The sequence below is a fragment of the Ureibacillus sp. MALMAid1270 genome (assembly GCF_049202975.1).
Classification (GTDB): Bacteria; Bacillota; Bacilli; order Bacillales_A; family Planococcaceae; genus Ureibacillus.
In genome coordinates this window covers 1-12,591 of sequence record NZ_JBMIRP010000060.1, presented here as the reverse complement: position 1 = coordinate 12,591, position 12,591 = coordinate 1, and the positions used below count along the sequence as shown (strand labels likewise).

Sequence of the window (12,591 nt, the reverse complement as noted above, 5' to 3'; positions counted from 1 at the left end):
ATTACGCCCCTTCCCCAACTTTTTGAACAGTTAATCGCTCTATTCGTTTTTCGTAATTTTGACCGAGTATAACACGTTGTACAAAAACACTTGGTGTATGAATTTCGTCTGGATCAAGTTCTCCAACTTCTACAATCTCTTCAACTTCCGCAATCGTAATTTTCCCTGCCATCGCAGCAATCGGGTTAAAGTTTCGAGATGTTTTACGGAATACTAGATTACCTAATTTGTCTGCTTTCCACGCCTTTACTAAAGCAAAATCACCAACAATGGCTCTTTCTAGTAAATATTCTCTTCCATCGAAGACTTTCACTTCTTTTCCTTCTGCAATTGGAGTTCCTACCCCTGTTGCAGTGTAGAAACCAGGAATACCTGTTCCACCTGCACGAATACGCTCTGCTAAAGTTCCTTGAGGTGTTAGCTCAACCTCTAACTCCCCACTTAGAAATTGTTGTTCAAAGATTTTATTTTCACCTACATATGAAGCAACCATTTTTTTAATTTGTTTATTTGCTAGAAGTAGACCAAGACCCCAATCATCTACTCCACAGTTGTTACTCACAATCGTTAAGTTTTTTGTCCCCTGATTTCTTAATGCTTCAATACTTTTTTCAGGAATACCACATAATCCAAATCCACCAACTATTAAAGTAGCTCCATCATGTATATCTGCTACAGCCTGTTCAAATGAATCCCATACTTTACCCTTCATTCTAATCCCCCATTATGAATAAAAATTATCTACTAGTAAATTTACACATTCATATCAATATATGATTCTATTTCTCGAAATAGGACAAGAATCCCTTTTTACTTATGACTCTCTTAATTTTTTTCTGTCAAAGATATAAAACTTTCTTACCAAACATATTATTCATCAAAAAGTAATACCAAAAATTTGAGAAGGGGGAAATGAAGAGATGAAGTTTTTAACTAAAGTCGCGAATACAATTATGGAAAAATACTTACCAGATCCTTATATCTTTGTTGCAATCTTAACCGTACTAGTTTTATTTCTAGGTGTCGTTTTAACTCCATCCACACCATTAGATATGGTTGTTCATTGGGGTAATGGATTTTGGGGGATATTAGGCTTTACTATGCAAATGGTTGTTGTACTAGCTGCTGGGCATGTTTTAGCAAATAGTCCTGTCTTTAAAAAGTTACTATCTTCTTCTGCAAGTAAATTAAAAAGGCCAAGTACCGCTATTATTGTAGTTACATTTGTATCTTTACTTGCTAGTTGGATTAACTGGGGCTTTGGTTTAGTAATTGGTGCACTATTTGCAAAGGAAATTGCACGTCATGTGAAAAAGGTAGATTATCGATTATTAATCGCTAGTGCCTACTCAGGTTTTATTGTTTGGCATGGTGGTTTAGCAGGTTCAATTCCATTAACGATTGCAACAAGTGGTCATTTTTACGAAGACTTGGTGGGTGTAATTCCAACAACTTCTACAATTTTCACTCCATATAACTTATTTATAGTTATCGTAATTGGTATTACTTTACCATTCTTTAACCGATTCATGATGCCTAAAGAACAAGATGTGGTTGAAGTAGATCCAAAACTTTTAGTCGAGGAAGAGCAAAAATTTCCTCCTGCTGAAAGAACATTTGCTTCCTGGTCAGAAAGAAGTTATGTATTAACAGTTTTAATTGGTCTTATAGGTGTGACTTATTTGGTTTATCATTTTGCAACAAAAGGCTTTGCTTTAGATTTAAATATTGTAAACACAATCTTTATTATTTCAGGTATTATCCTTCACGGCACGCCACAACGTTTCTTAGCTGCTGTACAAAATGCAATTAAAACAACAGGCGGAATTGTATTCCAATTCCCGTTTTATGCAGGTATTATGGGCATGATGACAGCATCAGGTTTAGCAGTAGTCTTTTCAAAATGGTTTATTGCCATATCAAATGATTTCACTTTCTACTTATTTACATTCTACTCAGCTGGGTTAGTAAACTTCTTTGTTCCTTCAGGTGGAGGTCAATGGACTGTACAAGCGCCTGTAATGATCGAAGCAGCTCAAGCTATTGGCGCTGACTATGCTAAAACAGCGATGGCTATCGCATGGGGTGATGCTTGGACGAATATGATTCAACCATTCTGGGCACTTCCAGCTCTTGCAATTGCTGGATTAAGAGCAAAGGATATTATGGGATTCTGTTTGTTTGTTCTAATTTTTACCGGAATCATCATCAGTATTGGTTTCTTATTCTTCTAAAACAAAATGTAATAGTGTTAATAATACGAGCCTACGTCTATTTACGTAGGCTCATTTCATTTTTAATTAACAATTATTTGATGTTTTTACAAAAGTATTAAAGATTATTAGCTACTAGTAAGTTTTGTAACTTTTGCGGAGTGAAATCAGACGTTCATATCGTATTTCATTCATGCGGTTCATTAAATGAGGAAGACTCAAACTTCTGTTCTACATGTGGGACAAAAATTGCAAAACAAAATTGTGAATGTGGAAATGAACTAGATTCGATAGACCGTTTTTGTAATCAATGTGGAAAACAAGTAGCACAAAACAATCCTTAATTCTTTGTATGTTGGAGGAGATCTTCAGATGAATCAGAACAAATGTCCACAATGTGGCGCACCACGAAATCCTAATGCGGCAAAATGTAAATATTGTGGTGAGAAGTTTGCCATTACACAACAAGGTACACGACAACCAGTTATTCAAAATGACATTGCACACACACCCAAATATGCACAACCAATCTATTCACATCCTCCAACGCAGTATGGAAAGATGAATGGGATTCAGCCATTTTGGCCATTTAAAAATAAAATTGTTGCAGGCTTACTAGGAATTTTTCTTGGAGGCTTTGGCATTCACAAATTTTATCTAGGTAAAACGGGCTCTGGCATTCTTTATTTGTTATTTTGTTGGACTTATATCCCAGCCATAATAGGTTTTATTGAAGGTGTCGCATACTTAGCTTCAAACGATTATAATTTCCAACTAAAACATCAAGTGAGATTAAAGGAATATGTAGATAATCATCAATATCACATTAATAATGAAGAAAGGAGCTAAGGCTAAGTGCCAAAGCTCCTTGATTTTTATTTTGTTGGGGTAGCGATAACTTCTTTTCCACCCATATAAGGACGTAATACTTCAGGAATAACAACTGAACCATCTTCTTGTTGATAATTTTCTAAGATGGCAGCAACTGTACGTCCAATTGCAAGACCAGAACCGTTTAATGTGTGTACATATTCAGGTTTTGCCCCTTGCTCACGACGGAAACGAATATTTGCACGACGCGCTTGAAAATCTTCAAAGTTTGAACAAGAAGAAATTTCACGGTACATGTTTTGAGTTGGCATCCATACTTCTAAATCGTATTTTTTCGCTGCAGTGAAGCCAAGATCTGCAGTACACATTAATAATTTACGGTAAGGTAAGCCTAATAATTGAAGAACTTTTTCAGCATGACCTGTTAATTTTTCTAATTCATCGTAAGATTCTTCTGGTTTTGTGAATCGAACTAATTCAACTTTATTGAATTGATGTTGGCGAATAAGACCGCGCGTATCACGACCAGCTGAACCTGCTTCTGAACGGAAACAAGCACTGTATGCAGCAAATCCTTTTGGAAGAATTTCCACATCTAATATTTCGTCACGGAAGAAGTTTGTTACAGGTACTTCTGCTGTTGGAATCATAAAGTAATCTGTATCTGCTAATTTAAATACATCTTCCTCGAATTTCGGTAATTGACCAGTACCAGTTAAGCTATCACGATTTACGATAACTGGTGGTAGCATTTCTTCATAACCATGCTCTTCTGCATGTAAATCCATCATGAAGCTCATTAAAGCACGTTCTAGACGAGCACCTAAACCACGGTAGAATACAAAACGGCTACCAGTTACTTTTCCAGCACGTTCAAAATCAACAATTTGTAAATCTGTCGCTAAATCCCAGTGTGGTTTTGCTTCAAAATTAAAGTTTGGTAGTTCTCCCCATTTTAAAACTTCTACGTTATCATCTTCCGTCGTACCAACTGGAACTGACTCATGAGGAAGGTTTGGTAAACGCATCATCATATACTCGAATTTTTCTTCAACTTCATGTAACTCCGCATCAAGTTGTTTAATTTCATCTCCAACTTCACGCATACGTGCGATCACTTCATCTGCATTTTCTTTGTTTCGTTTCATGATTGAAATTTGTTCAGAAACTTTATTTCTTTCTGCTTTTAAAACTTCTGTTTTTGCAATTAGCTCACGACGTTTTGCATCTAACACTTCAAACTCATCAATGTTTCCTAGATCTTCATTACGTGTAAGTAGGATTTTTTTTACTTCTCCATAATTGTCACGTACGCGTTTAATATCTAACATTTTGATTCCTCCAATTTTTATAGTTTTTCGATCCTTGCAAAAATGAACATAAAAAAGCCCCCATCCCAAAAAGGGACGAGAGCTACCCGCGTTGCCACCCTAATTGACTAGACAAAAAGACATCTAATCCACTTATCAAATAACGGCTTTTCAACCGGCTCATGCTTACTAAACATTTCAGCAAGGCATCTCAAGGACGGATTCACAAGTGCTTTTATCAGCTTCCACCAACCGCTGACTCTCTAAAAAAAAACGTTCCTTGTTACTACTTCCTATCATCGAATTCAACTATCATACATTGTAACCATACTTTACTATATGCGATTTTTTTTTGCAAGGGATGTTTGCATTAAAATACTTCTAGAAATAAAGTTAACAATTACTTTACATTTAGTATAATAATAATTGACCACTTTATTCACTTAATTTTTACAACTTTTAAAAGGTCAGATAGGGTGATATGAATGGACATGCTAATTTTTGAACTTGAAAGAAATTCAGATAAACCGTTATATGAACAATTATATGTAGGTATTAAAAATGCCATTATTTCCAAAAGAATTGAGGTAGGAACGAAACTCCCCTCTAAACGTAAACTGGCTGATTTTTTAAATATTAGCCAAACAACGATTGAAATTGCTTATGCTCAATTGCTTGCAGAAGGTTATATAATTTCTGTACCACGAGTTGGCTATTTTGTAGAAACAATTGACGACTTACCATATGTGGAAAATGAAACAAATTTAGAACCAGTTCCACTTGTTATTAAGCAATCGTTCGAAATTGATTTTAACCCTGGGACAATTGATTTAGATGGATTCCCTTTTACCACATGGAGAAAGTATGCAAAACTTTTAATAGATGAACATAATAAAGATCTACTGTTAACTGGTCACCCTCAAGGTGAATATGAATTGCGAGTAGAAATTGCAAAATACCTATATCAATCCCGTGGTGTAGTATGTAGTCCTGAACAAATTGTGATTGGCTCGGGAACAGAACAACTTTTACCTATGATTATTCGCCTTTTAAATTCAAATGAATTTGCAATCGAGAATCCTGGGTATAAAACAGTCAATCGAATTATTAAGCATACTGGTCGAACAGTATTCCCAATTCAAGTTGATGAAGAAGGAATAAGAATTAGTGATTTGGAACAAACAACAGCTAATGTCGTATATGTTACACCATCACATCAATTCCCTACTGGAGCTGTTCTTTCAGCAACACGACGATCTCAATTATTAAACTGGGCTGCGCAACATTCAGATCGGTTTATTATCGAAGACGATTATGATTCTGAATTTCGCTATTTAGGTAAACCAATACCATCTCTTCAAGGCTTAGATAACAATGATAAAGTCATTTATATGAGTACCTTTACAAAATCCTTAATGCCTTCATTACGTGTTGCTTATTTTGTTTTACCTAAATCATTATTATCAACCTATCATAATACTTTTACATACTATACATCTACTGTTCCAAGATTTGACCAACATATACTCGCCAACTTTATGAAAGATGGACATTTCGCAAAACATTTAAATCGAATGCGTAAATTATATAAGAAAAAGCATGAACATATGACGGAAGTAATCGAACGTCATTATCCTACTTTATCCATATCAGGTGAATATGCTGGGATGAATATCGTCTTATCTGTTCCTCATGATCTTAGCGAGCAACAACTTAAGGAAAAAGCTTCGAACCATGGAATAGGCGTTTATCCGATATCAGATTATATGATTTCTCCAATTGAGTATAATGTGCCTCAATTTTTACTTGGATTTGGCGGACTTAATTTTGATGGCATAGAAAATGCCATTCATAAATTAATGAGCATTTGGGGTGTTAAGAGAGTAAATTAGATGAGGAAAATGTGATGTAATCATCTCCCAAATTTTATATATGTAGAAAGGGTTATCTTGAAAGTTTTGCTCTCAAGATAACCCTTTTTCTAATCAACTAGACGAATTTTATTATGATCAAACCATACATGAATTTGTGCTAAGTAAGCTAATAGTTGTGGGCCAGTCATTAACTGTCCAAACCATGGTACCTTGAAAGATTCCCCTTTTGATTCAACTAAGTTTTGTAACTGCTTCTTATCAAACAGTTCGTGGAGAATTGAATTTTTATCTTTTAGTAATTCTATTAACCATTTTTGAACACCATCTGTATAGGCTGGGTGGTACGTTTTAGGATATGGATTCTTTTTTCGATATAGCACTTCGTCTGGTAGAATCCCTTCCATTGCTTTTCTTAGAATTCCTTTTTCTTGATCTCCTACTCGTTTCATTTCCCACGGAATATTCCATGCATATTCTACTATTCGATGATCGGCAAATGGTACACGCACTTCAAGACTAGCTCCCATACTCATTCTATCTTTTCTTTCTAGTAGTGTATTCATGAACCAGTTCATATTTAAATAAAATAGCTCTCTTCTTTTTGCATCTTCTACATTTTCACCATCTAGTTTTGGTGTTTCATTTGCTGTTTGTTCATATTTACTATACACATAGTCTTTAATAGCAAGTTTCTTTTGCCATTTATCTTGTAAGAAGTTGTTTCGTTCATCTAAAGATCGAATCCAAGGGAATCCACTAGTATGAGGTGATCTAAACCATGGGTATCCTCCAAAGATTTCATCTGCACATTCACCGGATAAAGCGACAGTGTAGTCTTGTTTAATCTGCTCACAGAACCAAAGTAGTGAGGAATCCACATCTGCCATACCTGGTAAATCACGTACAGTAACAGCGGCAGTTAAATAATCTATCAATTTTTGTTGGGGGATAACAGATGAGGTATGAGTTGTATTGAAGGTTTCAGTCATTTTATTAATCCAATATGCATCTGTAGAAACTTGAAAATCATTTGCTGCGAAGAATTTTTCATTATCTTCATAGTCTATAGAGTAAGTATGGAGCTGTCTTCCCTCTTTTTCATATTTTTTAGCTGCAATAGCAGTAATAATACTTGAATCAAGCCCACCTGAAAGGAAAGTACATAAAGGTACATCTGATACAAGCTGTCTTTCAACAGCATCTATAACAAGCTCACGAACATGCTCTACTGTTTCATCTAATGATTCTTTATGTTCTTTACTTTCAACATTCCAATATCGCCATATTTTTAAGCCATTACGTGAGTATTGTAAACCATGCCCTGGTCTTAATTCACTAATACCTTTAAAAACACCATTTGAAGGGGTTCTTGATGGTCCTAAACCTAATACTTCAGCAAGACCTTCATAACCAATGATTGGACTTATTTCTGGGTGTGCTAAAATGGCTTTTATTTCAGAGCTAAATAGTAATCCACCCGCAAACTCAGAATAAAATAAAGGTTTTACACCTAGACGATCACGGAATAATGTTAAAGTTTCCTTTTTATCATCCCAAACACCAAACGCGTAGATACCATTTAAATAATCTACGCATTGTTCCCCCCACTCAATAAAAGCAGTTAATAAAACTTCTGTATCAGAGTGGGTTGTAAATATATAACCTCTTCTTTTTAATTCATCTCGTATTTCATCCGTGTTATATAATTCACCATTATAAGTTATTGTATAGTTCGAGGATTCTTTTGCTTTTGTCATTGGCTGTTTGCCACCCTCGAGATCAATGACTGCTAATCGTCTATGGCCAAGTAATGCATGATGACTGGTGAATATATTTTCATCATCAGGGCCACGCTTCGATAAAGTTTTTGTCATTGCTTTTATAATGTCTTCTTTCCCAATTAATAGCTCCTTAAAATGAACCCACCCTGTAATTCCACACATGAAAATCACTCTCCTTTTCATTTTAAAATATGGAGATACTAGTGATTCGATATTTTGTCCAAGAAAAAAAACACACAACTTTTTTAAAAGCTGTGTGTTTTCCTTATACACTTTAATAATCGCCTGGTTTTAAATTATGAGAAGAATCCCATAACAAAACTAGTTATACCATTCCAAATACTTGCGAAGAAATTACCAATTGCTTGGAAGAATAATGAGAACCAACCAGCACGCTCAACTGGTTCAGTTGTTACGACATCAGCTGAGAAGTCTTTCCCATCAATATAACCGTAATCCGTGCCTTCTGTACGTTCAATTACTACTTTTCCAACAACAGTACCTTCTTCTACTGCAGCTTCTAAGGTTTCTGTCTCAAGAATGAGCTTAGGTTTATACAAATCCTTTTCACTCGACTTTACTACAATTGAAATTGGATCTTTTACACCGATAGAAACTTGGTCTTCTTTCCCTTTTGTAACTGGAATTGATTTTTGCTCTTCGAATACATAGTTAGCTGGTACAATTTCTTGTTTCGAGAATTGTCCAAAACCATAATCAAATAGTTGTTTTGCTGCATCAAAGCGAGCTTTTTTAACAGGGTCAATACCATATTCATTCACTGCATTCATTACAACCGCAATTAGACGTGTTCCATTACGTTCAGCAGTACCTGTAAAACATGAACCAGCGAAATTTGTTGTACCTGTTTTTAAACCATCTACACCTTCATATTCAAACACTAAACCTGGTAACATCCAGTTCCAGTTTTCCATCTCAATTGCATCTTCAGTACCTTCACGGAAAGTCTTCTTTGGAATACTAGAAGTTTCTAATACTTCTGGATGGTCTTTTAATAGATGATATGCTAGTTTCGCAACATCTGTTGCAGACATAACGTTTTCATCTTCAGGGCCTGTACCAGCAGGTTGCATACCATTAAGATCTGCGTTATTTAAACCTGTTGAGTTAACAAATTTATAATTTTCTAAACCAAGTTCTTCTGCTTTTTTATTCATTAATTTTAGGAACTCTGTTTCAGTTCCTGCAATCGTTTCTGCAATTCCTACAGTTGCAGCATTAGCAGAATAAATTGCCATTGCTTCATATAATTCTCGGATTGTATATGTACCATCTGCTCTTAGAGGTACATTACTTAATGCACGATTTTGTGACATTTTATATGTATAGTCTGTTACTCGATATTCTTGATCCCAAGTAATTGTTCCTGCATCAATCGCATCCAAAAGAATATACTCTGTCATCATTTTTGTCATACTCGCGATACCTAAAGCAGCATCCGCATTTTGTTCATATAAAATCTTACCTGTATCTGCATCAATTAAAATTGCTGCGTCTACGTTTAAACCTAAATCTGTTTCTGCACTCGCATTTATTGGTGTTGAAATAAAAAAGCTAAGTAACAGAATCGGAATTAATAACATGTTAAACCAAGATGTTTTCCTTACTGTCTTATTCACAAATATACCTCCACAATTTTTTATTCTTATATCCGCAATTCTATCATAGTTTTCACTATATATGTTTGGGGAAATAATAGAAAAAAGCACTCTTTTATTATCATATATAGACGATAAAAGAGTGCTAAAGTTCCATATTTAATTATTCGGTGTGAATGTCTGTAAAACTAATACCTCATGATTAGAAAATAGGTGAAAGATTACGGACATTAACACTTTGATTGATTCAACTAAACCATCAGTAGATGATGAAATCTTGTTGATGATCGAATCATTTTTATTGTAATGAATAGTTTGGAGCTTCTTTTGTAATTTGTACATCATGTGGATGAGATTCACGAAGACCTGCACCTGTCATACGAACAAATTGTGAGTTATCTCTTAAATATTCTAGGTTTGGAGCTCCACAGTAACCCATACCAGCACGGATACCACCAATTAGTTGGTGAATTGTATCTGCTAAAGGACCTTTGTAAGGAAGACGACCTTCGATACCTTCTGGAACTAATTTTTTTGCGTCTTCTTGGAAGTAACGGTCTTTTGAACCTTTTTCCATCGCAGCAAGTGAACCCATACCACGATATACTTTAAAGCGACGGCCTTGGAAGATTTCAGTTTCACCAGGTGATTCAGTAGTACCAGCAAGTAAAGAACCAAGCATTACAACATGTCCACCTGCAGCAAGTGCTTTTACAATATCACCAGAGTATTTAATACCACCATCGGCAATAATTGACTTTCCTAATTCGCGTGCAACTGTTGCACAATCATAAACTGCAGTAATTTGTGGTACACCAACACCTGCAACAACACGAGTTGTACAAATTGAACCAGGTCCGATACCAACTTTAACTACATCTGCACCAGCTTCGAATAAAGCACGTGCTCCTTCACCAGTTGCTACATTTCCTGCAATAATTTCTAGATTTGGATAAGCTTCGCGAATTTTTCTTACAGTATCAAGTACACCTTGTGAATGTCCATGAGCTGTATCAATTACAATAATATCGACTTGAGCTTCTACTAATTTAGCTACACGAGGCATTGTGTCTTTTGAAACTCCTACTGCAGCACCTACTAATAAGCGACCTACGCTATCTTTTGCGGCATTAGGGAATTCAATTACTTTTTCAATGTCTTTGATTGTAATTAAACCAGTTAATTTACCATCTGCATCAACGATAGGTAATTTTTCAATTTTATATTTTTGAAGTAATTTTTCTGCTTCTTCTAAAGTTGTTCCAACAGGAGCAGTAATTAAGTTTTCTTTTGTCATAACGTCATCAATTTTTAATGAGTAATCTGAGATAAAACGCATATCACGGTTTGTAATAATACCAACTAGTTTTTGTTCTTCTGAATTATTAACGATAGGAACACCTGAGATGCGGTATTTACCCATTAAATGTTCTGCATCATACACTTGATGAGAAGGCGTTAAGAAAAATGGATCTGTAATTACACCACTTTCAGAACGTTTTACTTTTTCAACTTCTTCAGCTTGCTCTTCGATTGACATATTTTTATGAATAATGCCAATTCCGCCCTGACGTGCGATAGCTATTGCCATTTTTGACTCTGTTACTGTATCCATACCAGCACTGACAATCGGAATATTAAGTTTAATTTTAGGTGTTAATTGAACCGATAAATCTATTTCTTTCGGTAGTACCTCTGAATGTGCAGGTATTAATAATACATCATCAAAAGTTAAACCTTCTTTGGCAAATTTAGTTTCCCACATTTTCTTAATGCCTCCCTAGATCTTTAAATAAATATTAATAGTAAGGTTAACAACATGTAAAAAAAGTGTCAAGGTTATTAAAAAAGAAAAATAATTCGGAATATTATAATATATTTATCCTTTAAATTATTCTCTTTACTGCAATAAACAATACTTTGAAAGCTTTTTTCTAGTACTAATTATGAGTAAGATTATTTTATCTATGTGTTTTTATTGCTGGATTGTAGATTTGAGTTATTTTGATTGGAGGATCATTTTTACTCTATATTCATAACAAATTATAAAGAGAGTACCATTAAATTTGTGACGAAAAATTCAGATTTAATTTTCTTATACGATTTTGGTGGTTGTATGAAAATTACTTATTTTAAATTTTGCTTTTCTATTATCTCTTTTTCAAAAATGCTCCGAACTTCGGTTTCCATGGTAGTTGGGCATAAAAAAACACCACTGGTTATCAGCGGTATCATTTGCGAAGCGACGTCCTACTCTCACAGGGGTGCCCCCAACTTCCCTCGTCGCTAAGCTCGAAGCGCGATGACCGGCGGATTTCTGCGTCACCTGCGTCGTTGCGGTGCTCATGTACATAGTACATTCCGCTCCTCACTCCTTGGTTCCTTGAACTCCTTGGTCCTCCCACTTCTCGAATCATTTATATATGTATTTTTCTTTGTATTTTAATTTTATTTCTTTATACGCGCCGAACCTTCGGTTTCCATGGTTGTTGGGTATAAAAAAACACCACTGGTTATCAGCGGTGTCATTTGCGAAGCGACGTCCTACTCTCACAGGGGTGCCCCCAACTTCCCTCGTCGCTAAGCTCGAAGCGCGATGACCGGCGGATTTCTGCGTCACCTGTGTCGTTGCGGTGCTCATGTACATAGTACATTCCGCTCCTCACTCCTTGGTTCCTTGAACTCCTTGGTCCTCCCACTTCTCGAATCATTTATATATATATTTTTCTTTGTATTTTAATTTTATTTCTTTATACGCGCCGAACCTTCGGTTTCCATGGTAGTTGGGCATAAAAAAACACCACTGATTATCAGCGGTGTCATTTGCGAAGCGACGTCCTACTCTCACAGGGGGAAGCCCCCAACTACCATCGGCGCTAAAGAGCTTAACTTCCGTGTTCGGTATGGGAACGGGTGTGACCTCTTTGCCATTATCACTTCACTTGTACATGGATGTACTGGCT

Annotated in this window: 9 protein-coding genes, 1 rRNA gene and 1 other annotated feature; of the genes, 4 read left to right on the top strand and 6 right to left on the bottom strand. The window is 35.6% G+C overall.

What is annotated here, in order from left to right; genetic code table 11:
• Nucleotide 1: 1 nt before the first annotated feature.
• On the bottom strand, nucleotides 2–712 hold the full coding sequence (locus ACOQFO_RS07910) for a CoA transferase subunit A (RefSeq protein WP_421689146.1): 711 nt from the start codon (nucleotides 710–712) through the stop codon (nucleotides 2–4).
• 208 nt (nucleotides 713–920) lie between these two features.
• Between ACOQFO_RS07910 and ACOQFO_RS07905 the strand changes: the two genes are divergently transcribed.
• From ACOQFO_RS07905 to ACOQFO_RS07895, 3 genes are all read left to right on the top strand, one after another.
• Complete coding sequence (locus tag ACOQFO_RS07905; protein ID WP_421689145.1) at nucleotides 921–2,234, top strand: short-chain fatty acid transporter; 1,314 nt, start codon at nucleotides 921–923, stop codon at nucleotides 2,232–2,234.
• A 140-nt stretch (nucleotides 2,235–2,374) separates the two neighbouring features.
• Nucleotides 2,375–2,557: a double zinc ribbon domain-containing protein gene (locus tag ACOQFO_RS07900; RefSeq protein ID WP_421689144.1), complete on the top strand. Its 183-nt coding sequence runs from the start codon at nucleotides 2,375–2,377 to the stop codon at nucleotides 2,555–2,557.
• A gap of 217 nt (nucleotides 2,558–2,774) precedes the next feature.
• Nucleotides 2,775–3,062: a TM2 domain-containing protein gene (locus tag ACOQFO_RS07895; protein WP_421689186.1), complete on the top strand. Its 288-nt coding sequence runs from the start codon at nucleotides 2,775–2,777 to the stop codon at nucleotides 3,060–3,062.
• Nucleotides 3,063–3,088: 26 nt separating this feature from the next.
• Here the strand turns inward: ACOQFO_RS07895 and serS are convergent, their stop codons facing one another.
• Complete coding sequence (serS, locus tag ACOQFO_RS07890) at nucleotides 3,089–4,375, bottom strand: serine--tRNA ligase (protein WP_421689143.1); 1,287 nt, start codon at nucleotides 4,373–4,375, stop codon at nucleotides 3,089–3,091.
• A 68-nt stretch (nucleotides 4,376–4,443) separates the two neighbouring features.
• Nucleotides 4,444–4,663: a binding site (T-box leader), on the bottom strand.
• Between the two features lie 176 nt (nucleotides 4,664–4,839).
• Between serS and ACOQFO_RS07885 the strand changes: the two genes are divergently transcribed.
• Complete coding sequence (locus ACOQFO_RS07885) at nucleotides 4,840–6,246, top strand: PLP-dependent aminotransferase family protein (protein WP_421689142.1); 1,407 nt, start codon at nucleotides 4,840–4,842, stop codon at nucleotides 6,244–6,246.
• 89 nt (nucleotides 6,247–6,335) lie between these two features.
• On the opposite strand, the gene asnB is transcribed toward ACOQFO_RS07885, so the two are convergent.
• From asnB to rrf, 4 genes are all read right to left on the bottom strand, one after another.
• Nucleotides 6,336–8,171 carry an asparagine synthase (glutamine-hydrolyzing) gene (gene asnB / locus ACOQFO_RS07880; protein ID WP_421689141.1) on the bottom strand — a complete coding sequence of 612 codons (1,836 nt, stop codon included), beginning with the start codon at nucleotides 8,169–8,171 and terminating at the stop codon, nucleotides 6,336–6,338.
• 134 nt (nucleotides 8,172–8,305) lie between these two features.
• The gene (locus tag ACOQFO_RS07875; RefSeq protein ID WP_421689185.1) at nucleotides 8,306–9,613 is read right to left on the bottom strand and encodes a D-alanyl-D-alanine carboxypeptidase family protein; all 1,308 of its coding nucleotides are present in this window, start codon (nucleotides 9,611–9,613) and stop codon (nucleotides 8,306–8,308) included.
• 313 nt (nucleotides 9,614–9,926) lie between these two features.
• Entirely contained in the window at nucleotides 9,927–11,393 is a 1,467-nt protein-coding gene (gene guaB, locus ACOQFO_RS07870) for an IMP dehydrogenase (protein ID WP_421689140.1), read from the bottom strand.
• 1,060 nt (nucleotides 11,394–12,453) lie between these two features.
• Nucleotides 12,454–12,569 (bottom strand): 5S ribosomal RNA (gene rrf / locus ACOQFO_RS07865).
• Nucleotides 12,570–12,591 lie beyond the last annotated feature (22 nt).

Bases quoted from the DNA above. Each gene is read 5' to 3' on its own strand.
- ACOQFO_RS07910 (WP_421689146.1), bottom strand. From the start codon at position 712: ATGAAGGGTAAAGTATGGGATTCATTTGAACAGGCTGTAGCAGATATA.
- ACOQFO_RS07905 (WP_421689145.1), top strand. From the start codon at position 921: ATGAAGTTTTTAACTAAAGTCGCGAATACAATTATGGAAAAATACTTA.
- ACOQFO_RS07895 (WP_421689186.1), top strand. From the start codon at position 2,775: ATGAATGGGATTCAGCCATTTTGGCCATTTAAAAATAAAATTGTTGCA.
- serS (WP_421689143.1), bottom strand. From the start codon at position 4,375: ATGTTAGATATTAAACGCGTACGTGACAATTATGGAGAAGTAAAAAAA.
- ACOQFO_RS07885 (WP_421689142.1), top strand. From the start codon at position 4,840: ATGGACATGCTAATTTTTGAACTTGAAAGAAATTCAGATAAACCGTTA.
- asnB (WP_421689141.1), bottom strand. From the start codon at position 8,171: ATGTGTGGAATTACAGGGTGGGTTCATTTTAAGGAGCTATTAATTGGG.
- ACOQFO_RS07875 (WP_421689185.1), bottom strand. From the start codon at position 9,613: ATGTTATTAATTCCGATTCTGTTACTTAGCTTTTTTATTTCAACACCA.
- guaB (WP_421689140.1), bottom strand. From the start codon at position 11,393: ATGTGGGAAACTAAATTTGCCAAAGAAGGTTTAACTTTTGATGATGTA.